This window comes from Bradyrhizobium sp. HKCCYLRH2047, from assembly GCF_051168175.1.
Lineage (GTDB): Bacteria > Pseudomonadota > Alphaproteobacteria > Rhizobiales > Xanthobacteraceae > Bradyrhizobium.
In genome coordinates, this window is record NZ_JBNPUM010000003.1 from 12463 (window position 1) to 37087 (window position 24625).

23 protein-coding genes and 1 tRNA gene are annotated in these 24625 nt (G+C 64.3%); 15 read left to right on the forward strand and 9 right to left on the reverse strand.

What is annotated here, in order from left to right; all coding sequences use genetic code 11:
* Positions 1 to 166 precede the first annotated feature (166 nt).
* Positions 167 to 457 (forward strand): hypothetical protein, encoded by a 291-nt coding sequence (locus tag ACQR1D_RS07285; protein ID WP_434837676.1) that lies wholly within the window; start codon positions 167 to 169, stop codon positions 455 to 457.
* A 127-nt stretch (positions 458 to 584) separates the two neighbouring features.
* The gene (locus ACQR1D_RS07290; protein ID WP_315803775.1) at positions 585 to 1151 is read left to right on the forward strand and encodes an HXXEE domain-containing protein; all 567 of its coding nucleotides are present in this window, start codon (positions 585 to 587) and stop codon (positions 1149 to 1151) included.
* 132 nt (positions 1152 to 1283) lie between these two features.
* Here the strand turns inward: ACQR1D_RS07290 and ACQR1D_RS07295 are convergent, their stop codons facing one another.
* From ACQR1D_RS07295 to ACQR1D_RS07305, 3 genes are all read right to left on the reverse strand, one after another.
* Positions 1284 to 1499, reverse strand: coding sequence for a hypothetical protein (locus tag ACQR1D_RS07295; RefSeq protein ID WP_434837677.1), 216 nt, complete (start codon positions 1497 to 1499; stop codon positions 1284 to 1286).
* Positions 1500 to 1662: 163 nt separating this feature from the next.
* The gene (locus tag ACQR1D_RS07300) at positions 1663 to 3114 is read right to left on the reverse strand and encodes a sensor histidine kinase (RefSeq protein WP_434837678.1); all 1452 of its coding nucleotides are present in this window, start codon (positions 3112 to 3114) and stop codon (positions 1663 to 1665) included.
* A gap of 235 nt (positions 3115 to 3349) precedes the next feature.
* Positions 3350 to 4909: a serine hydrolase domain-containing protein gene (locus tag ACQR1D_RS07305; RefSeq protein ID WP_434837679.1), complete on the reverse strand. Its 1560-nt coding sequence runs from the start codon at positions 4907 to 4909 to the stop codon at positions 3350 to 3352.
* Positions 4910 to 5049: 140 nt separating this feature from the next.
* On the opposite strand from ACQR1D_RS07305, the gene ACQR1D_RS07310 reads away from it, so the two are divergent.
* The gene (locus ACQR1D_RS07310; RefSeq protein ID WP_434837680.1) at positions 5050 to 5544 is read left to right on the forward strand and encodes a hypothetical protein; all 495 of its coding nucleotides are present in this window, start codon (positions 5050 to 5052) and stop codon (positions 5542 to 5544) included.
* Positions 5545 to 5553: 9 nt separating this feature from the next.
* Here ACQR1D_RS07310 and ACQR1D_RS07315 read toward each other — a convergent pair whose 3' ends face one another.
* Positions 5554 to 6288 carry an alpha/beta fold hydrolase gene (locus tag ACQR1D_RS07315; protein ID WP_434837681.1) on the reverse strand — a complete coding sequence of 245 codons (735 nt, stop codon included), beginning with the start codon at positions 6286 to 6288 and terminating at the stop codon, positions 5554 to 5556.
* 882 nt (positions 6289 to 7170) lie between these two features.
* On the opposite strand from ACQR1D_RS07315, the gene ACQR1D_RS07320 reads away from it, so the two are divergent.
* The 8 genes from ACQR1D_RS07320 (at position 7171) to ACQR1D_RS07355 (ending at position 14723) form a co-directional block, all read left to right on the forward strand.
* Positions 7171 to 7296, forward strand: coding sequence for a hypothetical protein (locus tag ACQR1D_RS07320; RefSeq protein ID WP_315803769.1), 126 nt, complete (start codon positions 7171 to 7173; stop codon positions 7294 to 7296).
* A gap of 126 nt (positions 7297 to 7422) precedes the next feature.
* Entirely contained in the window at positions 7423 to 8997 is a 1575-nt protein-coding gene (locus ACQR1D_RS07325; protein WP_434837682.1) for a 2-isopropylmalate synthase, read from the forward strand.
* Positions 8998 to 9287: 290 nt separating this feature from the next.
* On the forward strand, positions 9288 to 10304 hold the full coding sequence (locus tag ACQR1D_RS07330; RefSeq protein ID WP_315803767.1) for a TRAP transporter substrate-binding protein: 1017 nt from the start codon (positions 9288 to 9290) through the stop codon (positions 10302 to 10304).
* Between the two features lie 121 nt (positions 10305 to 10425).
* Positions 10426 to 10992 (forward strand): TRAP transporter small permease, encoded by a 567-nt coding sequence (locus ACQR1D_RS07335; RefSeq protein ID WP_315752772.1) that lies wholly within the window; start codon positions 10426 to 10428, stop codon positions 10990 to 10992.
* Positions 10989 to 12314, forward strand: a complete 1326-nt coding sequence (locus ACQR1D_RS07340; protein ID WP_315756319.1) for a TRAP transporter large permease — start codon at positions 10989 to 10991, stop codon at positions 12312 to 12314. The genes ACQR1D_RS07335 and ACQR1D_RS07340 overlap by 4 nt, the downstream gene beginning before the upstream one ends.
* 149 nt (positions 12315 to 12463) lie before the next feature.
* Entirely contained in the window at positions 12464 to 13063 is a 600-nt protein-coding gene (locus ACQR1D_RS07345) for a Spy/CpxP family protein refolding chaperone (RefSeq protein ID WP_434837683.1), read from the forward strand.
* A gap of 165 nt (positions 13064 to 13228) precedes the next feature.
* Positions 13229 to 13304: transfer RNA gene (locus ACQR1D_RS07350), tRNA-Lys, on the forward strand.
* Positions 13305 to 14210: 906 nt separating this feature from the next.
* Positions 14211 to 14723: a glycosyltransferase gene (locus ACQR1D_RS07355; RefSeq protein WP_434837684.1), complete on the forward strand. Its 513-nt coding sequence runs from the start codon at positions 14211 to 14213 to the stop codon at positions 14721 to 14723.
* A gap of 159 nt (positions 14724 to 14882) precedes the next feature.
* On the opposite strand, the gene ACQR1D_RS07360 is transcribed toward ACQR1D_RS07355, so the two are convergent.
* Positions 14883 to 16208 carry an ATP-binding protein gene (locus tag ACQR1D_RS07360; protein WP_434837685.1) on the reverse strand — a complete coding sequence of 442 codons (1326 nt, stop codon included), beginning with the start codon at positions 16206 to 16208 and terminating at the stop codon, positions 14883 to 14885.
* Positions 16205 to 16867, reverse strand: coding sequence for a response regulator (locus ACQR1D_RS07365; protein WP_434837686.1), 663 nt, complete (start codon positions 16865 to 16867; stop codon positions 16205 to 16207). The genes ACQR1D_RS07360 and ACQR1D_RS07365 overlap by 4 nt, the downstream gene beginning before the upstream one ends.
* Before the next feature lie 156 nt (positions 16868 to 17023).
* Here ACQR1D_RS07365 and ACQR1D_RS07370 point away from each other — a divergent pair, with 156 nt between their 5' ends.
* From ACQR1D_RS07370 to ACQR1D_RS07385, 4 genes are all read left to right on the forward strand, one after another.
* The gene (locus ACQR1D_RS07370; protein WP_434837687.1) at positions 17024 to 17440 is read left to right on the forward strand and encodes a PepSY domain-containing protein; all 417 of its coding nucleotides are present in this window, start codon (positions 17024 to 17026) and stop codon (positions 17438 to 17440) included.
* 238 nt (positions 17441 to 17678) lie between these two features.
* A complete protein-coding gene (locus ACQR1D_RS07375) occupies positions 17679 to 18149 on the forward strand; it encodes a DUF2271 domain-containing protein (RefSeq protein WP_315803761.1) in 471 nt (156 codons plus the stop codon).
* A gap of 16 nt (positions 18150 to 18165) precedes the next feature.
* A complete protein-coding gene (locus ACQR1D_RS07380) occupies positions 18166 to 20370 on the forward strand; it encodes a PepSY domain-containing protein (RefSeq protein WP_434837688.1) in 2205 nt (734 codons plus the stop codon).
* Positions 20351 to 21358 (forward strand): FAD:protein FMN transferase, encoded by a 1008-nt coding sequence (locus tag ACQR1D_RS07385; protein ID WP_434837689.1) that lies wholly within the window; start codon positions 20351 to 20353, stop codon positions 21356 to 21358. The genes ACQR1D_RS07380 and ACQR1D_RS07385 overlap by 20 nt, the downstream gene beginning before the upstream one ends.
* A gap of 159 nt (positions 21359 to 21517) precedes the next feature.
* Here ACQR1D_RS07385 and ACQR1D_RS07390 read toward each other — a convergent pair whose 3' ends face one another.
* The 3 genes from ACQR1D_RS07390 to ACQR1D_RS07400 are packed head-to-tail and all read right to left on the reverse strand — an operon-like array spanning position 21518 to position 24618.
* Positions 21518 to 22369: a F0F1 ATP synthase subunit gamma gene (locus tag ACQR1D_RS07390; RefSeq protein WP_434837690.1), complete on the reverse strand. Its 852-nt coding sequence runs from the start codon at positions 22367 to 22369 to the stop codon at positions 21518 to 21520.
* 3 nt (positions 22370 to 22372) lie between these two features.
* Positions 22373 to 23905 (reverse strand): F0F1 ATP synthase subunit alpha, encoded by a 1533-nt coding sequence (locus ACQR1D_RS07395; protein ID WP_315803757.1) that lies wholly within the window; start codon positions 23903 to 23905, stop codon positions 22373 to 22375.
* Complete coding sequence (locus ACQR1D_RS07400; RefSeq protein ID WP_315803756.1) at positions 23902 to 24618, reverse strand: ATP synthase F0 subunit B; 717 nt, start codon at positions 24616 to 24618, stop codon at positions 23902 to 23904. Before ACQR1D_RS07400 ends, ACQR1D_RS07395 begins: the two co-directional genes overlap by 4 nt.
* Positions 24619 to 24625: the final 7 nt, after the last annotated feature.

Below are 24625 nucleotides of genomic sequence, written 5' to 3' on the forward strand. Positions count from 1 at the left end.
CACGGTCTGGACCTCGGCTGGCGGACGGGCGAAATCGAGTAGGCGTTGCTGCCGGCTCGGGTTAGATCAGAGCCCGCATGCAGGCTGCCGGACAATGAGTGGATGTGCTCCGGACCGGGCCTGCTTGCGCCGGGCTGAACCTCATTTGAACGAAGGACTGATTGCCATGCTGCGCGTCGCATTCCCGTTTGTCACATTCATCGCCGTCTCCCAATGTCTTCCGTCGCAGGCCGCGCTGGCCGGCAACCGCGCCGCCGCCGACAGCTGTGCCGCCAAGCTGTCGCCGGTGGCGAAGCAGATCTACGACGCGTCTGCGCCGGCCATCGGCCCGGACAGCGTCGTCAAGGACGTCATCGTCGAGCGTGTCAGGCCGCTGGTGATGGCCGGAAGGTTCGATCGCGACACCGCCCGCGCCAACGCCACGCCGGCCGGCGAATGCCTGGTGCTGCTGAAGTAGGTCGCGCCGCGCCCCGCAAGGTTTGGAGGCTGCGATGGGACATCAGGCCGCAGCCTCCCGGAGCAGGCGGCGTCGCTCCGGGGCAACCCGGCTTGGCAAGTTCAGCCGACTCGCGCATCACTAGGTGATGCTGGAGCTTCTCACCCGTCACTGGGTTGCCGGCGCCGTGTTCATGGCCGCGGCGCTGCTGGCGTTGGTGCCGCTGCTGGCGGCGGACTGGCCGCTCGCGCTGCTGCTGATCTTCCTGCATTCGCCGGGCTACATGATCCACCAGGTCGAGGAGCACACCGGCGACCGCTTCCGCAGCTTCGTCAACACCGTGATGTTCGGCGGCCGCGAGGCGCTGACCACCGGCGACGTGCTTTGGGTCAATTGCGGCGCGGTCTGGGGCATCGACCTGATTGCGCTCTACGTCGCCTGGATCGCCGGCCCGGCCTGGGCGCTGGTCGCGCCCTATCTGATGCTCGTCAACGCGCTCGGCCATATCGGCCCGGCGCTGCGTTTTCGCGGCTACAATCCTGGCCTCGTCACCGGCATCGTCCTGTTCATTCCGCTCGGCCTCGTCACCGTGCTGACGATCCCGGCCACAGCGGCGCAGCATGCCCTTGGCTTCGGCCTGTCGCTGCTGCTGCATATCATCATCGCCGCCAACGCGATCCGTCGCGCCCGCGGCGCCGGTCTGGCCAAGGCCTAGAGCGCCGAGCGCATCTGACATGTAGGGTGGGCAAAGGCGCGCCGTGATGCCACCGCGCGCGCCACAGCGCGGATTGATCCGCGACATCACGGCGCACCTTTGCCCACCCTACGACGCCACGTTACGACGTTCTCAGCCGCGGCCCTTGTTGTCGTTGTGGTCCTGATACTGCTCGGTCTCGACGCAGCGGCCGTCCTGGCCGCACTCGCGCGAGCTCTCGGTCTTGTCGCGGTTCGACAGCACCATGTTCTCGCCGACCGGGTCCTCCTGCAGGTCGGTCATCGCGCCCGAGCCGTCGCCCTTGGCCTTGATGCGCGGCGGCCGCAAGACGCATGAGCAGCCGCGCATGCTGGAGCGCAGGCCGTGCGGGGCACAGGGAGGTTCTCATCTGCTCGTGCGATCGCTCGTTCGTGACGGCGGCAGAGCGGTGCGACGGTTCCTTGCCTGATCGCCGCGATGCATCGCGCGGGGACAGTTCCGCGGCGAGCCTCGATGCGCGCGATCATCGGGATTATTGCGCCGCTGCGAGCTCCAGCTCGGCCGGCTTGCCCGGCCCGATCAGCGGAATGTCCAGCGTGATGCGCGTGCCCTGCTGCGGCCGGCTGTCGAGCTCGATGCGGCCGCCGAGCGTGGATGCCACGAGGTTGAAGGCGATGTGCAGGCCGAGGCCGGCATTGCCCTTCTCGCGGCGCGTGGTGAAGAACGGGTCGAACACCCGGCCGCGCACCTGGTCGCGCATGCCGACGCCCTGATCGGCGCAGACGATGCGCACCGACTCATCGCTGGGCTGTGCGACCTCCACGGTGAAGACGCCGCTGCTGTCGCCAGGATAGGCATGCGTCGCCGCATTGAAGGCGAGGATGCTGATGACCTGCCCGAGTGCGCCGGGATAGCTGGTGAGCACGATGCCCTCCGGGCAGGACAGCACGACCGTCAGTCCCTGGCGCACCAGCAGCGGGCGGAGCTTGGCGACGTGATCGGTCATCCAGCTTTGCAACTCGAAGGTCTGCAGCGCCTCGTTGGCCTGGTCGACGGCGACCTGCTTGAAGCTGTGGACCATCTCGGAGGCACGATGCAGGCTCTGCGTCGTCAGGTGCAGACCCTGCTGCAGCCGCGCGACGCCCCGCGCCAGATCCGAGCGCCGCACCGGGCCGCCGCCAAGCATGCGCGTGATCGCCTGGACGTCGCCTTCCATCGCCGTCGACGTGGTCAGCGCCAGCCCAAGCGGCGTGCTGACCTCATGGCCGACGCCGGCGACGAGCTGGCCGAGCGAGGCCAGCTTCTCTGCCTGCACGAGATGGGCCTGCGTGGCATGCAGATCGCGCAGCGAGGTCTCGGAGCGCTCCTTCTCCCGCTGCAGTGCCTCGGCAGTGCGGAACTGCTTGCGCGCCTGGTACTCCCGCGCCCCGACCGCATAGAGCGAGAGCAGGCAGGCATTGCCGACCAGCGAATGATCGATGAAGCGCAGGCCCGGCGGCAGCGGCTCCGTCGCGAGACTCTCGGCGACCGCCAGCGCGCTCCAGCTCGTCGCGCAGAAGATCGCGTAGGAGCCGGTGCGCAGCGGCAGCATGGTGGACACGAACAGGATGATAATGATCATGCCGGCCGCGGAGTAGGTGAAGCCCGACGGCAGCACCCAGTAGATCGTCGGCAGCACGCAGCCGGGGATCACGCAATAGACCAGATGGATCGGCTCCGCCCATCGGCGCGCCGGCGTCGACAGCAGCGCCGTCAGCGGCAGCAGCACCAGCACGGCGGTGCCGCCGCGGATCGCGAGCGTCGTCGGCACGATCTCGGGATAGAGCACGAAGTCCCACAAGGTGTAGCCGGCAAAGGTGAGCGCACCGAGCAGCATCGCGATCTGCGTCCAGGCGGTATTGCCATGAACAAATTGATCAACGAAGCGCCGCTCCTCCACGGCATCCTCGAAACGCAGCCCCAGCCGCTCCAGCAATCCCAACATTATGCCACCGCAATCGAAAAACGATCCCCCGCCGCAGGACGAGCCGCGGCGGGAGGGCAGACATACACGAGATGAGCTGCTCGCGAAAACGACGGGAGATCGCAGCCGTGGCCTGCGGCACGCGGAAGGTTATTAGAACTGTTCCAAACTGTTTCCGGCCCGGTCTGCCGGTCCGTCAGCACCAAGGCATCCGGACTCCGCTGCTATCAGGAGTTTGGCGGAGCCGATCGGGGACTCATGGCGCCGCCTGACCTTCGATCGCCAGATCCTTGCCATAGCGGCCTTTGGTTCTGAACATCACCTTGTCGCCATCGAAGGTGAGCCGCCAGTTGCGCTCCTCGCCCTGGCCGATGAACTGCACGTCGATCGCGAAGGTCGTCGGATCGACCCAGTTGCCCTTCATGGCGCGGTAGACGTAGGGCTGCCAGGGGTGAGGTTGCGCAGTCGCTCGATAGAGGCCGTCGAGGCCGATCGGGCTCTGCAGATGAACTGTTCCCCCGTTGCGGTCTCGCGACGGGATGTCCCAGGTGACCTGCGGCTCGGGTCCGGTGAGGCTGAGGGTGATTGTGTTGATGCCGAGCGGGCCGGGCGGAAATGTGTAGGTCTTGCCCGAGATCGTCGCCGCGATATCCGGGACACTGCCGACCGTGCCTCGCGTCTCCGTCCCGGCCTCGCTGATGGCGGCCGCCAGAGCCTCCTTGGCTCCATCAGCAGCGGGCAGGGCCTCATTCGATTTCACCGTGGCCAGGATCTCATTCGCAAGCTTGCGGAACGGACAGAAATTGCGCGCGGTCATCACGGCCACGATGTCAGGGTCCGGCAGCACCATGATGACCTGGCAGTGATAGCCGACGGCCATGAAGACGTTCCGCTCCGGCAGGGCCCAGAACTGATCGGCATAGCGGAGCCCCGGATCGAACGTCGCGTTCATGCTGACGGTGGCGTGGTTGACGGCTTCGATCCAGTCGAGGGGCAGCAATTGCTGCTCGCCCCAGCGGCCACGGCGCAGATAGAGGTAGCCGATCTTCGCCATGTCGCGCGGCTTCAGCGCGAGCCCGAATCCGCCGCCGGAAATCCCCTTGGAATCCTTGAACCAGGCGTGCTCGGTGATGCCAAGCGGCGCGAACAGTCGTTCCCGGGCAAAATCCTCCGCGCTCTTGCCGGTGAGCTTGGTGACGATGGCGGAGAGCAGATGCGAGTTGCCGCTGTTGTAGTAGAACGTCTCGCCGGGCGCATGCGCCATCGGACGGTCGAGAATGTACTGCACCCAGTCGGGGCTTCGTCCCATCTCGTACAGCGACGTCTCGGCACCGCCATTATAGCCCTCGTCCCAGTCGAATCCGGAGGTCATGTTGAGCAGATGCTGCACGGTGAGCGCCTGCTTGCGCGCATCGACATTGTCGATCTTGCGATCCTTGAAGAAGTCGAGCACCGGATGATCGAGGCTGTCGAGCATGCCGTCCTTGAGCAGAATCGCGATCAGCGTGGCGACCACCGCCTTGGTCGAGGAATTGATGATGTGCGGTTCGTTGGCGCTGTAAGGCGCGTAGGACGCGTCGAGCACGACCTTGCCGTGGCGCGCGATCAGCAGGCTGTCGAACCGCATCGCCTTGCCCATCGCGACCAGCTTTGCCAGCCCCGCGGAGTCCATGCCTTCGTCCTCGGGCGTGGCGGCCGTCCAGTCGGGATGGGGGAAGGGGGCGAGGCCGGCGTCCTCGGCCAACGCAGCGCTGGTGAACAGCCGCGCCGCCAGCAGCGCCGAGAAAAACCAGAGGCCAGTCCTGAAACGCGCCATGTCGAATGTCTCCGATGAGCGACTTTCAGGATATGGTATCAGGGGATGGCAATCTATCAAAGATTGTGTGATGGCCGATGCGCACGCCGCAAAATGGGCTGGTTGCTCGGGTTGAGATTGGAGCCGGGAGTCAAGTAGTCATGCAGACGGTCATGCTTCGACGTATCCGCCGCATCTTTCTTGTGGTCGCATGGGCCGTCACGGTTCTGCTCACGGTCGTTGCTCTACCTGCCTTCGCTGAGGGCGATCGCGTGATCGCGGTGCCCGAACTGCATGCGATGACGCCCGAAGCGAGAGACGAAGCGGACCTTATGACGAGTGCGTTACGCGTGCGCTTCCAGGCTCTGCCGTCGCTCCGCCTCGTCGATCGACCGGTCCCTTTGGTGGATCCAGATCGTCCGGATATTCTGCTGCCGAAATTCGAGCAGTTGCGCGATCTGCATTTCGATCTCGTTCTGGTCGGCAACGCAGCGGTCCTCAGCGATGGCCGGCACAAAGTCAGTCTGCGGATTTGGAACGTCGAGAAGCGACAGCAACTCGTCGGGCAACAATACGTGTTCAATGCGCACCAGGGCTACGATGAGGAGATTGCCGATCAGGTTCGGGACGCGCTGATGGCAGCCCTCTCGCAATAGGACTGGTGCTCACTCCATCCAATGCTCCCGCAGCGCCGCCGCGATGCTCTGCGGCCGCTCGACGAGGCTCCAATGGCCGGCGTCCTGCTCGACGTGAAGGGATGCGCCGTGGCGCTGTGCGAAGCGGCTGAGTGTGTCGAGCGGCACGTAAGGGTCTTGCGTGCCTGAGATCACGAGGCCGCGCCGCGGCAGCCGGGCCAGCCGTTCGATCCAGTCGCCGCCGAAGCAAAGCCCGTTCGCCGAGCGATACAGCGCGAGGATCGCGCGCTTCATCGGCGCCTGCCAGGCCGCGGCTTCACCCGCGGCGAGCTCGGCCGGCAGTCCGCTCTGGCGAAACATCCGCGCCATCATCCGCGGCGTCGACAGCGCCATGACGATCTCGCCGAGCACGGGCGTGTTCCATATCCGGGCAATGCGATGGCCGCGATAAGCGGGATCGAGCACGCCGCCGACGACAGCCCAGCTTCGCACCAGCTCGGGCCGCAGCGACGCCGCGCGCAGCACCAGCAGCGCCCCCCAATCATGCCCGACCAGGTCGAGCGGCCCGACCGCCGCATGCTGTGCGTCCATCAGCGCGACCAGCCAGTCGGCGTAAGCGTCCTTGATGCAGGTGAACCCGGCCGGGGTTTCGCCGCAGAAGCCGGGCAGGCAGGGGACGGCAACGGTCTCGCCGAGCGCCGCGATCAGCGGCCCCCAGATTGCGGGCGTATCGGGGACGCCATGGAGGAGGAGGCGGTTGCTCATGATGCGATCCTAGCACATGCGCGAATCTTCGTATTCGGCGAAATTTCCTCTTTCCTTTTTTCAGAAAACATGCTTCTCTACCTCATCCCGCCTCATCGAAGAGGGGCGTACGCGTCGTCACGATACGTGGAGTGCGGGGAGCGATGGCCGTGAGGCGCCGGTGGACGACTGGCGCGTTGCGGACGGCGAAGTCGTGTGGTCCTGGCCTCTCGTCGCTGAGGTCAAGTTCGCGGTCGTTGCTTATGGGCACGCGCGGGCGATGGGGGCAAGAACGCCGATCCCCAGGGAGAGCGCGAAGTAAGCCGTAAAGCCGTTGCGCAGGGAAGGCCGGGATGTCCTGGCCGATCCTGTGGTTCCTGCCCCGTGCACTTCTTTCCGCACGGGGGCCGCGGGTGTCGGCAGACGCCCGGCCTTCCCTGCACCCTCGATTGGCGAGGGGCGATGCTGATGATCAGCCTGGGCACGATGGTGTCGCGGGAATGATGAGGTGCGTGCTGATGCAGATGTTGACGCCGCCAACCACACCCTCACCGTCATCCCGGACAAGCGCGCGGTCACGCGCGCGCAGATCCGGGATCCATAACCCCATGGAGACCTGTGAGGCACAATGGCCGCTCCATCCCGCCCAGCCAGATCCGCCGCGGCGTATGGATCGCGAGTCAGCGGCCACCAACGCTGGCGCGTTGGCGGCCTTGCCCGGGATGACGCCGTTGATGTGGGGAGCAGCGTGGGCAGCAGTCCTCAATACGTCACCCATTCTGACCCTTATTCGGCGTTGCGAGGCCCTCCTATTCCCGGTAAAAGCGCTGTCGAGGGCACCTCGGCAACACTCCATCAATGGTTTTGCCGCACCATTTTCGTGTCTTCGCAAAGGGTTTGGCAATGCTGATTCGCAGCGCAGAGATCGAGGCCATCGCCGGGGCAGACGCCCGGTCGATCGCGCTCGCCCCGCTGCCGGCTCGCGGCCTGACCGGCGCGCTCGAGCTTCTGCTTCTTAGCTGCCCCTGAGGGCCGGCTGGGCGGGATGCGCCTGGGCACTCAGGGGGCTGCTTCGACACCGAAACACCCTTCAGCGCCCAATGTTCAGAGATCCTGGCAGCCAAGCGCACCACCTTCAGACTTCGAGGAAAGCCAATGTCCAATCCCGTTCAGTCCGACAAGGACCGCGTCGTCATTTTCGACACCACCCTGCGCGACGGCGAGCAGTGCCCCGGCGCCACCATGACGTTCGAGGAGAAGCTCAACATCGCGGCGATGCTGGACGACATGGGTGTCGACATCATCGAGGCCGGCTTCCCGATCGCCTCCGACGGTGACTTCGAGGCCGTCAACGAGATCGCCAAGCGCACCCAGAACGCCGTGGTCTGCGGCCTGTCGCGCGCCGGCGCCAAGGACATCGACCGCTGCGCCGAGGCGATCCGCCCGGCCAGGCGCGGCCGCATCCACACCTTCCTGTCCACCTCGCCCGTGCACATGAAGTACAAGCTGCAGATGGACCCGCAGCAGGTGTTCGAGCTGGTGATCTCCTCGGTGACGCGCGCGCGCAACCACACCGACGACGTCGAGTGGTCGTCGGAGGACGGCACCCGCACCGAGTTCGACTTCCTGTGCCGCTGCGTCGAGGCCGCGATCAAGGCCGGCGCCACCACCATCAACATCCCGGACACCGTCGGCTACGCCGTGCCCGAGGAGTATTACGACCTGTTCAAGCGCGTGCGCGAGAGCGTGCCGAACTCCGACAAGGCGGTGTTCTCGGTGCACTGCCACAACGATCTGGGCATGGCGGTCGCCAACTCGATGGCCGGCGTGCGCGCCGGCGCCCGCCAGATCGAATGCACCATCAACGGCATCGGCGAGCGCGCCGGCAATGCGGCCCTGGAAGAGGTCGTGATGGCGATGCGCGTGCGCAACGACAAGCTGCCGTACTGGAACAAGATCGACACCACGCAGCTGACCCACGCCTCGAAGGTGGTGTCGGCGGCGACCTCGTTCCCGGTGCAGTACAACAAGGCCATCGTCGGCCGCAACGCCTTCGCGCATGAGAGCGGCATCCATCAGGACGGCATGCTGAAGAACGCGCAGACCTACGAGATCATGCTGCCGGAGACGGTCGGCGTGAAGCAGACCTCGCTGGTGATGGGCAAGCATTCCGGCCGTCATGCCTTCGTCCACAAGCTGGAGGAGATGGGCCACAAGCTGGCGGGCAACCAGGTCGAGGACGCCTTCGTCCGCTTCAAGGCGCTGGCCGACCGCAAGAAGCACATCTATGACGAGGACATCGAGGCGCTGATCGACGAGGGCATGGTGAGCGCCCATGACCGCATCAAGCTGCTGTCGCTGTCGGTGATCGCCGGCACCCGCGGTCCGCAGCGCGCCACCATGAAGCTCGACGTCGACGGCGTGACCAAGATCGAGGAGAGCGAGGGCAACGGGCCGGTCGATGCCGTGTTCAACTGCATCAAGTCGCTGGTGCCGCACGAGGCCAAGCTGGAATTGTACCAGGTCCATGCCGTGACCGAGGGGACCGACGCGCAGGCCGAGGTCTCGGTGCGGCTGTCGCAGGACGGCCGCTCGATGACCGCGCGCGCGGCGGATCCGGATACGCTGGTGGCCTCGGCCAAGGCCTATCTGGGGGCGCTCAACAAGCTGGTCATGAAGCGCCAGCGCGACGTAGCGCAGGGGCAGGGCGCGACGGCGGCGGCGGGCTGATCGACAACGTCATTCCGGGGCAACCGCGAGAGCGGCTGCACCCGGACTCCGGAGCTTGGTTTGCACCTTGCTCTGGCCATATCGAGATTCCCCGATGCGCAATTGCGCATCTGGGTCTCGGCGCTTCGCGCCGCCCCGGAACGACGCAAAGATGGTGCATTGCAGCACGGGAATCCCCGCCTCTGCGGCTAACGGTCAATGGCATTCCGGCCGGCGACTCGCTAACAATGTCCTTGGCATACAAAGCGGGGGCGTCATTGCAATGTCCCCCGAAACGTCGGGAGGACACCTTGCACTTCAAGTTTCGCCATGTGATCGCCACCGCCGCCTCGCTCGCGGTGCTCGCGCTGGCCGGCCCGGCCCTGGCCGCCGACAATCCGATCGTGATCAAGTTCAGCCACGTGGTGGCCTCGAACACCCCGAAGGGCCTCGCCGCCGACAAGTTCAAGGAGCTGGCCGAGAAGTACACCGACGGCAAGGTCAAGGTCGAAGTCTACCCGAACTCGCAGCTCTACAAGGACAAGGAAGAGCTCGAGGCGCTGCAGCTCGGCGCGGTGCAGATGCTGGCGCCGTCGAATTCCAAGTTCGGCCCGATCGGCATCAAGGAATTCGAGGTGTTCGATCTGCCCTACATCCTGCCCGACCTCGCCACCCTGCGGAAGGTGACCGACGGCCCGCTCGGCGCCAGGCTGCTGAAGCTGCTCGAGCCGAAGGGAATGATCGGGCTGGCCTACTGGGACAACGGCTTCAAGCAGATGAGCGCCAACAAGAAGCTCGTCGATCCCGCCGACTACAAGGGCCTGAAGTTCCGCATCCAGTCCTCGAAGGTGCTGGATGCGCAGTTCCGCACGCTCGGCGCGATCCCGCAGGTAATGGCGTTCTCGGAAGTCTACCAGGCGCTGCAGACCGGCGTCGTCGACGGCCAGGAGAATACGCCCTCGAACATCTATACCCAGAAGATGCACGAGGTGCAGAAGTACATCACGCTGACCAATCACGGCTACATCGGCTACGTCGTGGTCGTGAACAAGAAGTTCTGGGACGGCCTGCCGCCGGATATCCGTGCCGCCTGCGAGAAGGCGATGAAGGAAGCGACCGCCTACGGCAACAGCCAGTCGGCGAAGGAGAACGACGACGCGCTCGAGGAGATCCGCAAGTCCGGCAAGAGCGAGCTGGTCAAGCTGACGCCGGCCCAGGACGAGGCGATGCGCAAGGCGATGATGCCGGTGTACAAGGACGTCGCGGGGCGCGTCGGCCAGCCGCTGATCGACGAGTTCCTGAAGGAGACGCGCGGCTCGACCAACTGATGGCGTGAGGCGAGCGGTGCGCGGGCCATGGTCCGCGCACCGAGGGGGCGACGCACTCGGCGCGCAAGAAGGCAGACGGCGCAGCCAAGCGCCGCGGACGTTTGATTGTGGGGGAGGGGACTTGGGCTTTCTATTGCGCATCCTCGATCGGCTCGAGGAGATCCTGATCGCATTTCTGATCGCGGCGGCGACCTCGATCATCTTCGTGGCCGTGCTGCACCGCTATCTGGTCGGCGTGCCCTTCCTCTATCCCATCCTGTTTCCGATCGACCTGTCCTGGGCGCAGGAGCTCTGCATCTACATGTTCGTGTGGATGGCGAAGTTCGGCGCCGCCTATGGCGTGCGCACCGGCATCCATGTCGGCGTCGACGTCGTGGTGAACATGATGCGGCCGTCGCTGCGCAAGGTGACGATCCTGTTCGGCCTGCTCTGCGGCGCGCTGTTCACCTCCATCATCGGCACCATGGGCGCCAAGTTCGTCTACGGCCTGTCGCAGACCGACCAGGTGACGCCGGACATGGAGCTGCCGAGCTGGCTGGTCTATCTCTGCATCCCGCTCGGCTCCTATCTGATGTGCTTCCGCTTCCTGCAGGTGGCCTGGCACTATCTTCGCCATGACGAGCTGCCGCATCACGACCACGCCTATGTCGAAGGCGTCGACCCGACGGCGACGGAGGCGCTGCGATGAGCAGCCTCCTCATCTTCAGCCTGCTCATCTTCCTGATGCTGACGGGCATGCCGATCTCGATCGCGCTCGGCCTCACCGTGCTGTCGTTCGTGTTCTTCATGACCAACGTGCCGACCGAATCGGTCGCGCTGAAGCTGTTCACCGGCATCGACAATTTCGAGATCATGGCGATCCCGTTCTTCATCCTCGCCGGCAATTTCCTGACCCATGGCGGCGTCGCCCGAAGGATGATCAACTTCGCGACCTCGATGGTCGGGCACTGGTATGGCGGCCTCGGACTGGCCGGCGTCGTGGCCTGCGCGCTGTTCGCCGCCGTCTCCGGCTCCTCGCCGGCGACCGTGATCGCGATCGGCTCGATCATGCTGCCGGCAATGGTCAAGCAGGGCTTTCCCAAGCGCTTCGGCGCCGGCGTCATCACCACCTCGGGCGCGCTCGGTATCCTGATCCCGCCGTCGATCGTGATGGTGGTCTATGCGGTCGCGACCGGCGGCAGCATCGCGCTCGATCCGGCCGGCCACCGCGTGTCCTCGGCCTCGGTCGGCCAGCTGTTCATCGCCGGCGTGATCCCCGGCCTGATGCTGGCGAGCCTGCTCGGCTTCACCACCTTCTACCGGGCCTGGAAGAACGACTACCCCCGGATGCCACGGGCAAGCTGGGCCGAGCGCTTCACGGCCTTCCGCAAGTGCGTGTGGGGTCTGCTGCTGATCGTGATCGTGCTCGGCGGCATCTACACCGGCAAGTTCACGCCGACCGAGGCCGCGGCCGTCAGCGCCGTCTATGCCTTCGTCATCGCGGTGTTCGTGTATCGCGATATGTCGCTGAAGGACGTGCCGAAGGTCTTGCTCGGCTCGGCCAACATGAGCGCGATGATCCTCTACATCATCACCAACGCCGTGCTGTTCTCGTTCCTGATGGCGAACGAGAACATCCCGCAGCAGATCGCCAACTGGATGGCGGCGGCCGGCGTCAACTGGATCGTGTTCCTCCTGGTCGTCAACATCCTCCTGCTGCTCGCCGGCAACGTGATGGAGGCGACCTCGATCGTCTTGATCATGGCGCCGATCCTGTTCCCGGTGGCGGTCAAGCTCGGCATCCATCCGGTGCATCTGGGCATCCTGATGGTGGTCAACATGGAGGTCGGCATGTGTCACCCGCCCGTCGGGCTCAACCTCTACGTCGCCTCGGGCATCGCCAAGATGGGCATCACCGAGCTGACCATCGCCGTCATGCCCTGGCTGCTGACGATGCTGGGCTTCCTCGCGCTCGTCACCTACGTGCCGGAAATCTCGCTGTGGTTGCCGCGCATGCTGGGGATGCTTTGAGGCGCAGACATGAAATGACACCGAATTGCAAAAACAGAAAGGTATTTGAAGCAATTACATCTTCGTAAGGTCGTACACTCTGTCCAAACTGTAAGTTGAAGGTGCGGAACGGCGGGCTCATGCTGATCCGACTTTCCAAGGAGGTTGGCATGAGAAGGTTCACCATCGCCGCTGTCGCCGTGCTCGCCATCGCCGGCTCGACCGCGGTCTACGCCCAGCGCGGCTGGTTTCATGATCACATGCATCATGCGCGCATGAATCCGGAAGATCGCGCCGCCATGCTCGATGCGCGCATCGCTTCCGTCCATGCCGGCCTGAAGCTGACGGCGGACCAGGAGAAATTGTGGCCGCCGGTCGAGAGCGCGGTGCGCGATCTCGCCAAGCTGCGGTTCGACCGCGCCAATGCGCGGATGACCGACGCAGCCCAGGACAAGGACATCGATCCCGTGGCGCGGCTGCGCGAGCGTGCCGATACGATGGCGGTCACCGCGGATGGGATGAAGAAGGTCGCCGACGCTGCCGACCCGCTCTACAAGACGCTCGACGACGGCCAGAAGCGCCGGCTGTCGATGCTCACCCGGCCGATGGGGCGCATGATGGGAACGGACGGTCTGCGCCATCACCGCTGGATGGAGCGCGGCGAGGGCGGCATGGAGGACGGTCCGCGCTTCGGCGGGCATCGCTTCGGCCCGGGACCGATGGGCCACATGGGCTGGTCCGAGGAGGAACGCGAGTCCGGACGGCTCTGAGCGCCGGTTAACGATCCTTCTGATTTCACTTGGGGAAAACCGCCGCCCGCCGGCGGTTTTTCTGCATCGAAAGTGACGAAAAATCGTCATGGATCGCTGGACATCCCGGAATCGCTTTGCTAAACGACCGGCTCTCGCGGAAGGCTTTCTCCGGATGCAAGATCCGGGCGCATAGCTCAGTTGGTAGAGCAGCTGACTCTTAATCAGCGGGTCCTAGGTTCGAGCCCTAGTGCGCCCACCAAGCCTTCCAAAGATGTATGGCTAATCTGCAAAGCCATTCCGACAAGCGGGTCAGCGGCTATTCCGACACGCCGGTTGCTTCTGTTTGCTCCTGCCGCCGCTTCTTCGACCTGAGATCAACTGCTTGCGGGTCCGTTCTGGATAGGTCGGTAGCTGTCGACTTGAGCAGTGGCGGCCCGCGACACGCAGCTCGGCGTCTGTCAGATTGTGGATTGCGGTCGGGTCCCCGGGCGTGGTGTAACTCGGTAGAGTAAAGCCGTTCGCCCGCGCGCTCCCCTTCGCGTGCTCGCGGAGAAGGCCCCGGACACCGATCTTCTGCGCGAGTGATCGGCTTTGCTGCCCATCGCTTGATGGAGATGGAGGACGCCGGGCTGACCGGAGCGGCCAACGCCACGCCGGATGGTCGAGGCGCTGACGGCCGTTGTCCAGGAGGCCTGCGTACACGAGGGCGTTCGACCCGCTCGCGTTCACTTCGTCACATGTATGGCCCAACGCGTCCTGTCGGACGATATCGTTCGGCTCGCGCACGCCGGTGTACGCGGATGGTTGCGAGCCGTCGGTGCCGAGTGATCCTGAGCGGTACGACCTATCAGGAGCTGGCCGCCGCCGTGGCCGAGGCCCAGGGGGTGCCGCTTGCCGCCCTGCATTACTTCCCCGTCAGGGCGAACAACCATATCCTGCCGATTCGGTTGCCCCCGAGTTTGGTCGAATCCTTGTGGTCAGTCGCCGAGTGGTCGCACTGGCGCCTATTGAGGCCGGCCTATGATCAACAGCGCCGGGTTCTGCGGCTTCCGGACTCCAGAATTAGCGCCGTGCGCCGTATCGTCGAATCGGGCGCGCTGGAGATTCAAGCCTATGACAAGGTGTTTTTCCCGGACTCGAGGCGCGATGGGACTGGGAGAGACCATTGGTCGGCACCATGACCTTGGAATCCGCCACCGACTTCGATGAGTCCGTGATTTCCTGGATCGGCGCCGGCCGCCCCCCAATCTACTTCGGGTTCGGCAGCATGCCGGTCGACAGACCGGCGGAGACCGTTGCGATGATCGCAAATGTTTGCCGCGAACTCAGCGAGCGTGCGCTGATCTGTTCGGGAGTCCTGCGGCTTGAAGACACGGTCCCCACGCAGGACGTCATGATCGTGCCTGCGACCGATCACGCCGCTGTCCTGCCGCGCTGCCGGGCCATCGTTCACCATGGCGGCTCCGGCACCACGGCCGCGAGCGTTCGCTCCGGCGTCCCAACTCTTGTCCTCTGGATCGGCGCCGACCAGCCGGTATGGGCGACACGGATCAGACGCCTGGGTATCGGCACCTCGCGTCGTTTTTCGGCAACGACGCAAGCGACCCTTCGCCATGAACTGCGGACCGTTCTGGAGCCGGGATGCCCACTCGGGCGCGCGAGGTGGCCAATCAGATGACGCCGCCGAGCCGAAGCCTAGCGGCTACCGTAGCGCTTATCGAAGAGCTTGGTCGCCACGCGCGCATGATTCGCCCCCCGGCCTGCTAATTGGCCGCAATTGCCACGTCCCAATCTGCTCCCAATTTCTCGAAAAATCATCGACTGGCCGCCGATGAACTCACTGCGCGGAAAACCTCGCCTGGAAGCCGCCCTGCGCTCCAGGCAAAGGCGACGTCAGGACGAGCTCGGCACCAACTCCGGAGGCGATAGCTTTTGCGATGGCGAGGCCCAACCCCGAGCCGTCAGCATCGGTGCTGCCGCGCTCGAACGGGCGAGACAAGCGTTCCAGCAACTCCGGCGGAACGGCTGTTCCCTCATTTGTAACGGTCAGCACGCCAGTGTTGGAAAGAGTTACAACGACTGGCGCGTGGGACGCTCCGTGCTTGAGGCCGTTCTCAATGAGATTGCGCGCTAGAATGGCAAAGGCATCCGTATCAATATCGAAGAGAACCGGCGTCGCAGGAATGTTGACAGCGAGTCGACCGGCCGCAGCCGGATCGCGCATTATCTCCCCGATGACCAGTTTCAGCACCGATGCGATGTCAGTCGTCTCCTTGCCCTGAAGCCGTCCACCCTCCGCCTTCGCGAGTTGCATCAACTTTTCAGACAGTTGCGAAAGCCGCCGCAGCGCCACCTCGATCTGCTGGGCCCGGGTTCGGGCTGCGGTGTCCCGGGTCTCGGCGATGAGCCGTTGCGTCTGCGCGAGCGCGGCAGCCACCGGCGTACGTAGTTCGTGCGCGGAATTGGCCGTGAAACTTCGCTCGGCTTCCAGGGCGCGCCGAAGCTTCTCCAGCAGGCCGTTCACGGCGTCGGCGATCGGCCCGATCTCAGAGGGCAGTCCCGCGGCTGGAACCGGAGACAGGTCGCCGGTGCCGCGCGCTTCAATGTCGCCTCGCAGGCGCCTGACCGGGGTCATCGAAACGCGCACGACGCCCCATACGGCGAGAAGACTGAGGGGAATGAGCAATCCCAGCGGCCAGGCAAGCCCGAGGAGCGCCTGGTTCGCGACCTCGCGACGATGTGTCAGCAGCTCCGCCACCGCGATCGTCATCGTACCTCGCACTGCAGTGTCGAAGTAGATTCGATGGGTTGGGGTGTCGACAAACCCCATTCTGGAGAAAGGAGGAAAGATCGCGTCATCGGCGCCGTGCGAGCGCAGCAGGACGGTGCCGCGGTCGTCGCGGACCACATAGGTGAAGTACTCGTCGTGCTGCCTGAGCGTGGCGATACGCTGAGACGTGCCGTCTGCCTCACGGCCGAGGATCTCGAGCACCGCAAGCGGAAGAATCCGCTGAGCCGTCTCCTCAAGCGCGCTATCGAATACCTCGTTCATTTCGTGACGCAGCCTTTGGCCGGTCACGACGGCTGCAACAATCCAAAGGAGCGCGACGCCAAGCCCGAGCCATAGCGATATCTGCCACTGCAGACTACGCGGGCCTTTCATGAGGCGATTCCCAGCCGATAGCCGAGACCTCGCACGGTCTCAATGACGGCGTGTCCGAGCTTCTTGCGAAGCCGGCTGACATGTACCTCGATGGTGTTGCTCTCGATCTCTTCGCCAAAGGAATAGAGCCGTTCCTCGAGCAGCGACTTGGACAAAACCTGTCGCGGACGCTGCAAGAAAGTCTCGAGCAGCACCCATTCCCGCGCCGTCAGGGCGATGTTCTTTCCTGCACGCGCAATCGACCGAGCGGCCAGATCGATCTGAATATCGCCAATTCGGATCAGCGGGTTCGGATTGCCGGCATAGCGGCGAGCGACGGCATTCAGCCGCGCCGTAAGCTCCGAAAGATCGAAGGGCTTGATCATGTAATCGTCTGCGCCGGCGTTGAGCCCTTCGATCCGGTCGGACAATTGATCGAGCGCCGTCAGGATGATGACCGGCGTCACGTCGCCCTTGGCGCGTCGATCTCGCAGCAGTCCGATACCGCGGCCATCCGGCAGCATCAGATCCAGGAGCAAGAGGTCATAGGCCGCGGTGTCAAGATATTCCCTTGCCGCATCCAGGCGGGTCACCCAGTCCACGGAATGGCCATCCGACACAATCTGGTCGCGTACTGCCGCCCCCAGAATCGTGTCGTCTTCGATCAGCAATATCCGCATCGGGTCATTCCGCCCAGCCCGTCGACCTGTAAGCGATAATCATAGAGGAGATCCTGACGTTGACCTGAAGCAAAAGTCGCGGCGTCTTCAGGCCAACGTCAGGAAACCGGCTCAAGAAGAAGACGGGCAGGAGCCTTGAAGCGGGAGCAAGAGAACGTGAACAGGACAGTGTTGATTGCCGCCATTCTGCTGGGGGCGCTGATCCCCGGCATGGCGCTGGCCGATGATGACGATTGCAACGTGCCCATGGCGCAGTGGCAGCCGCGCGAAGCGGTCGAGCAGATGGCGAAGGCGCGCGGCTGGACCGTGCGCAGAATCAAGATCGACGATGGATGCTATGAGATCAGGGGACAGGACGAAGCCGGTCGCGCCATCGAGGCAAAGGTTGATCCTGCATCTCTGGCTGTGATCCGCGCGAAGCAAAAGCGCGGAGAGCACGACAAGGATCATGATCAAGGTGACCGAGAGCGGCGAGGCGATCAGTCGGGACCAGGACGAGCAGCCGCGCCTACGGCGCCGCCCACCAACGGACTTATTCAGGGCGGCGCGGCTCCCAAGGTCCAGGTTCAATAAGGGTCCGGAAGCCGCGAGCATCCTGGGACGCAAAAGGCCGGCCTGACCGACGGACGTCGCCTGAATCGAGTGAACGCGACATCGCGTTCAAGCGCGCCCCGCCTCGTGCGGGGCGTTTTCTTTTGGGGAGAGCGCCAACCTGACGACGACCTGAAGCAGAATCGGATCGACCTTCAGGAGCACGTCAGCCGCGCCATTCAGTTAGGGCGCGATAGAAGCGCCACTGTCGGAGACAAAAATGAAATCGATGATTGCCGCCCTAGCCGTGACCACCGCGCTGACCGCCCCCGGGCTGGCCATGGCGCGACCTGTCACGTTGACCACGACGCTTAATAACTACGGCGGGAACGGCGCGTATTTGGCGCTTTACGTGACCGACGCGACCGGAGCTTACAAAGGCACGCTGTGGATGGCTGGCTCCAAGTCCAAATATTACAGCCATCTCAGCGGCTGGGAGCGCAGTTCTCGTGGAAACCTTGCAGATATCAACGGCATCACCGGCGCAAGCGTCGGAGCCGGCCGTACGCTGAAGATCACGCTCGATCTTGCGGATGCGCTCTTCGATGCGGGCTACAAGCTGCATATCGACGCCGCCGCCGAGGACATGCGCGACAGCCCGTCCGAGGTGGTGGTTCCGCTGACATCCGCGGGCGCGGGCCGGCCGTTGGCAGGGCGCAGCTACATCCGCTCGTTCACTTACGACAAGTAGCCTTGGGATGGGTGTGATGCTGCGCTTGATTCACAGGGGCCTGGCCCTTGCCGTCGTCCTGCCGCTGATGGTGCTTGTCCTAAGCGGCGCCGTGCTGTCGGTGATCCCGGCTTGGGAAAGAGCTGGGGCGATATCGCCAGACAGCATGAGCGTCGCCGACCTCGCCGGCCGGATCGCCCACAGATATCCTGGCGTCGAGCAGATCAAGCGACTGACCTCCGGCAAAATCATCGCCTTCTACTCCGGACCAGCCGGCCCGGCCGCGAGCGTGGTGGATCCTTCCAGCGGCGAGCCGTTTTCGGACTACGTGCGCTCCCCGTTCGAGCGCTGGATGACAAACCTGCACCGCTCGTTCTTTCTGAGCGATGGCGGACGCATGGCCGCAGGCGCGAGCGCATTCGCCATGCTTGTCCTGACGCTGTCCGGTCTGCAGATGACGGCCCGGCGCATGGGAGGGTGGCGGCATGTTCTCGGCCGCTCCCGTGGCGGCGGCATGCAACGCCTGCATACCGATCTCGGTCGGCTGGCGGCCGTCGGGCTCGTGCTGTCGGCGATGACGGCGCTTTATCTGTCGCTCACGACGTTCGGACTGATCCCGGACGGCACGGCGCAGCTGTCCGCATTCCCGAGCGTGACAAGCAGCGGCCCGGCTCTTCCGGTCGAGCAAATCGAGGCTTTGCGTGGCATCGATCTTTCTCAACTGCGTGAATTGACGTTTCCCAACGCCGCGAATCCGAACGATCTCTTCCATCTGGTTACCGCTGCAGGCGAGGGCTACGTCGACCCGGCCAGCGGAGAGATGCTGGGCTGGCAGGACAATTCGGTCGCCCGGCAGATCTACGAATTCATCTACATGCTACATACCGGGCAAGGGCTCTGGTGGCTTGGGTTGCTGCTCGGCGTCAGTGCCCTCGGTGTGCCGGTGCTCGGGTTGAGCGGAGCCGTGGTGTGGTCGAGCAGGAAGCACGCTCACGCTCCCATCAGCGACAACGTTCCTGCCAAAGATGCCGACACCGTGATCCTGGTCGGCAGTGAAAGCGGCAGCACATGGGGCTTCGCCTGCACGCTGCATGCCGCGCTGACGTCCAACGGGCACAGGGTTCACGTCGCTCCAATGGACAGCTTGTTGCGATCCTATCCGTCGACCCAGCGCATGTTCGTGCTGACGGCAACCTATGGCGACGGCGCAGCGCCGGCGACAGCCGGCGCATTCCTCAAACGCCTCGACGCGATCACCGCGCCACCGCCTTTTCCGGTCGCAGTCCTCGGCTTCGGTGATCGGCAATTCCCGCAATTCTGTCAATTCGCCCGCGACGTCGAGGCGGCCCTGGCGCGTAAAGGCTCGCGATCGTTGATTCCGCTGGACACGATCGACCGCCAGTCTGCGCAAGAGTTTGCGCGGTGGGGCAAGGCCCTGTCGGACGTCATGGGTGAGGACCTTGTGCTGATCCATGTGCCGGAGCGGCCGCGTACTGATATGCTGACGCTCATCGAACGCATCGATTACGGCGCGGAGGTGCAGGCGCCCACCTGCGTGCTGCGCTTCGCGCTGCCAGGACGCGGCATGTTCGCGCGCCTCATGGGGCATGGCTGGCCGCGCTTCGCCGCAGGCGACCTGATCGCGGTTCTGCCGCCAGACTGCAACTTGCCGCGCTACTATTCGTTGGCAAGTTCGACCCGTGATGGCTTCGTCGAGATCTGCGTCCGCAAGCATCCGGGCGGACTTTGCTCTGGTCTGCTTCACGGCCTTCAGCCGGGCGACAAGATCGAGGCCTTCGTGAAGGCAAATCCCGCTTTCCGTCCGGCACATGGACGAAAGCCGGTGATCCTGATCGGCGCTGGCACCGGCATAGGTCCGCTGGCAGGATTTGTTCGTGCCAACGGCGGGTGCCAGCCGATGCATCTGTATTTCGGCGGGCGCGATCCAGCCTCTGACTTTCTCTATGAGCGCGATATCGATGACTGGCTCGGTGAGAAACGATTGACGAGCCTCACCACTGCCTTCTCGCGCGTGAAGGGCGGCGGCTATGTGCAGGATCGCCTGCGCGGTGACGCGGATCGCCTGCGCGCGCTCATCACCAACGGAGCACAGATCATGGTCTGTGGCGGGCGCGACATGGCAGCGGACGTCATGCAGGCGGTGGCGGACGTATTGGCGCCCCTGGGTCTGACGCCTGTCGCACTCAAAGCCCAAGGGAGGTATGTTGAAGATGTCTACTGACCTGCACCGTCATGTATTGAGCGGCGCCACCATGGGAACGCGCTGGTCGGCGCTGCTCTATGCACCGCCGTCGACCAATCTTGCCGCGCTGGAAACCGCATTGGCTCACGCCGTCGATTGCGTCGACCATCAGATGTCCACATGGAAGCCGGACAGCGACCTGATGCGTTTCAATGCAGCGTCGCCGGGCACCTGGGAATCCTTGCCGATTGAACTCATGCGGGTCTTGGAGCGGGGAGTTGCAATCGGACGCGCCTCGGACGGAGCCTTTGACGTCGGGCTCGGAACTCTCGTCAATGCCTGGGGTTTCGGACCTCCCTGTTCGGCGACAGACGCGCAAGCGCTTCGCGCGGCTCTTCGCGAGCGGCTGCCACCAACCCACACTGTTCTTGAACTGGATGTGCCGGAACGAAGGGCGCGCAAGCACAGCCACTTCGCCCTCGATCTTTCGGGTATCGCCAAGGGTTTCGCCGTGGACGAGATGATGCGCGTGGTCGAGTGCTTCGGCGTCTCCAATGCGCTGCTCGGTCTCGATGGAGAGTTGAAAGCGCGAGGCGCCAAGGCAGACGGATCCTCGTGGCGAGTAGCGGTGGAAGCGCCTGACTATGAACTGCGCGGTCCGCTCGGCGTGATCGAATTGCGTGATGCGGCGGTCGCGACCTCGGGCGACTATCGGCGCTGGGTCGATATCGGGCGAAAGCGCCTCTCTCACGCGATGGACCGATCGCGCGGCGGCCCGGTAGACAATGGAATTGCGTCGGTTTCAGTCGTTGCCGCCAGCTGCATGGATGCCGATGCTTGGGCCACTGCGCTCATGGTTCTCGGTCCGGAGCGAGGCAAGGCCCTGGCGCTGAAGCAAGGCCTCGATGCGCTGCTGATCCAGCGGCAAAACGAGACGTTCTCAGAGATTCCTGTCGGTCCCTTGTTCCATGAGCCTCGGGGCGCGCGGCAGGAAATGAGCCGGCACGAACGAGTGCCGGCTTTCTGAAACGGCCGGACGGTGGCGCCGATGTCCCGCCACAAGGATCTCCCGGTGCGCATGGTGGCCATTGCGGGCGAGAGCTCAGGCCGGCCGCCATCTCCACGATGCCAAAGGGGGCCGTTTGATCGCGGGGCCAGTTGTCCCTTTCAAAATGCGTCGTTCATTTCAGCGATCCGCCAGCGCCTCGGCTCCGGCGGCGAGCTCGACGATCTCATTTGTTATCTCTTCCTGCCGGAGCTGCTGCTCACGCTGTCCAAGCGTGACGAGGCGGGTCCCGATGTTGTGCCGGGCTGCCGTCATCGTCATCATGCGTGCCTGGTTTTCGGCTTCATAGGAATGCATGGCTGCCTCGCAAAGCCGGGCATAGACATACTCGGCCGTGAGTCGTTCGAGCAATTCCCGCGGCTCGAGTGTTGTCAACGGCGGCAGAGTCTCGGAGTCACCGGCAAAGCGCGCAAGATCAAGTGGAAGCAGCGAGTAGCGTTCAATCTGGACGCCGACGCCGGAGATTGATCGCGGCACGATCATTTGAACGGTTGATGGCGTACCGCTTGCGATCTGCGCGTACAACGCGTCGGCGATGTTGTTCGCAAGTGAAGGAACAGCATCCACGTGGCTGGCCATCGGAGTCGACCAGGACGGGTTCAACCCACGCTCGCGGGCGATGACAAGGCCACGCGTTCCAATCAGGAATGTCGTTGCGTTTGCGAGATCGCCCCCTGCAGCGTTCAAAACATGCTCGCTGAACGCGCCGGCGAAGCCCTGTTCCGCGCAAAAGAGGATCACGCCGGTTGTCGCTCTTCTTCTTTCCGGCAGATGTCGAAAATCTGCCGGCAGCAGCGTCAGGGCCTGTCCGATGGCCCGGGAAACGACAGCGCTGTAGGAATCGATGCCGTCAAGGAGGGAGCGTGCTCGCTGCGCGCGCGACGCGGCGATGCCGCGCAAGGCAGTGACCACGGCCTCCAGTTGACGGACGTTCTGGATTTGGGCGGAGATCTCAGCGAGCCGTTCCACCATCATTCAGATCCGATCGGCGCGCGGTCGGGCACACTTGGCGGCAAGCCCCGTGAGCGCCGCTGTCATGGCTGCTCTCTGCGGGTCATCGAGTTCGCCTGTCCGCTCGATGGCCGCCACGGCCTCCTTTGCCTCCTTGTCGATCCAGGACGAGAGTTCGGTGCGAAACCTTGCGATGTCGTCCAACGCCACGCGGTCAAGAATGCCGGTCTGCAGCGCCGTGACGAGCGCGACCTCGTCCGCCAAACGAACCGGCGAATATTGTGGCTGGGCCAGGATGCTCCGGATGTGTCGCCCGCGAGCGATCTTGTCCTTGACTTGGGTGTCGGTCACTCCGCCAAAGCGCGTGAACATTTCCAGTTCCAGAAATTGCGCGTAGTCGAGGCGCAGAGCGTGCGCGGCTTCGCGCAAGGCTGGAGCCTGAGTCTTTCCACCCACTCGGCTGACGCTTGTGCCGACATCGACGGCCGGCTTGTGACCTTCGTGGAAAAGACGCGCATCGAGAACGATCTGGCCGTCGGTAATCGATATCAGGTTGGTCGGAATGTAGGCGCTGAGATTCCCGCCATCGAGTTCAGCGATGGGCAGCGCGGTCAGCGAACCTCCCCCGGCCGCCTTGGAAAGCTTTGCCGCCCGCTCCAGCAGCCTGGCATGAACATAGAAGACGTCGCCGGGGTAGGCCTCGCGACCGGGCGGTTGGCGCGTCAGCAAGGCGATTTCCCGATGGGTGGCCGCATGTTTCGTCAGATCGTCGATGGCCACCAGCGCATGCTGGCCACGGTCGCGGAAGTATTCGGCGATGGTGAAAGCGGCGAAAGGGGCGATCCATTGCAGGCCGGGCGAAGCGGAAGCGCCGGCAACGACGAAAATGCATCGCTCGGGAGCGCCGTGTGCCTGTATCGCCTGTATCGCCCGCTTCACGGTCGACGACTTCTGACCGATAGCGACGTAGACACAAACGATGTCGCTGAACTTCTGATTGATGATGCAGTCGATCGCTATTGCCGTCTTGCCGATTGCGCGATCGCCGATAATGAGCTCGCGCTGGCCGCGGCCGAGCGCGAACATCGAATCCAGCACAAGAATTCCGGTCTGCAGGGGCTCGCTGACAAGGTCGCGATCGATGATCGACGGTGCCGGCCGTTCGATCGGCTCATATGCGCCCGACTCGATCGGTGCTCCGCCGTCCAGAGGACGCCCCAGCGGATCGATCGTCCGGCCGAGCAGAGAAGGTCCGACGGGGACGCGGACCACTTCGCCGCTGCCGTGCACCTGATGGCCCGCCTTGAGGCCTGTGGGGTCGTCGAGCAGGACGCATCCCAGCAGATCGCGGTCGAGCGTGGTGGCGTAGCCGACCTGTCCGTGCTCGAAGCGTACGAGCTCATCAAGACGCACATCGGGCAGGCCTGACACCAATGCGATCCCATCGGCAACGGATTCCACGCAGCCAATCTGCTCGGTTACCGGTGCAAGCGTCGCAGCATCAACGCGCGCCTCGGCTTCCCGTAGCCAGCTGTCGAGAGGGGCGATGGCCGTCATCGGTCCAGCTCTCTTCGAATGATCTCGAGGTCGGCCTGCCAGTTGTTGCGCACGACGATATTCCGGCCTCTGATTTCGAAACCAGCGATGAGCCTGGAATCGCACGAGAGACGTATCGGTGGCTCACTGCCGAACGCTGCGTGGATCGTCTCCCGCAAGCTGGCCGCCTGCTCGTCATCCAGTTTCGCCGCTGCGACGACGTCGAGCGGGTGAGCCGGATCCGATCCCGCAAGGCGATTGCGCGAGTCCACCGTCAGCCGGCCCAGTTCAGCACCAAGACCATCGAGAAAAGCGGAGAATGCAGCGCTTGCTGGAAGCCGTTCTAGTAGTCGGCGTGCAATCCGCACCGAGAGCTCGCTCGCTCGATCGAGCACAGCGTGCTGCATGGCGATGCGCTCTTTTTCGATCGCGACTGCCGCATCCTTTCGGTGCTGATCGAGCTCGCTCGACAGTTGGGCGAGCGCGGACGCTTTCTCGGCCTCCGCGTCCTTGCGGGCCTGTGCGAGCAAGCGATCGCGCTGCGCGTCGATCCCGGCGCGGAGTGTCGTTGCTTCGGCGCGAAGGTCCCCGGCCTCCTTTCGAGCCGCGTCGGCGTCCGCAAGGAGCTTAGCCGCCTCTTCTCGCCGTTTCGCTACGAGATCGGCGACCGGACGAAAGAAGAACCGGCCCAGGATCCAGATGAGGATGAGGACATTGACGGTCTGGAGCGCCAACGTCCAC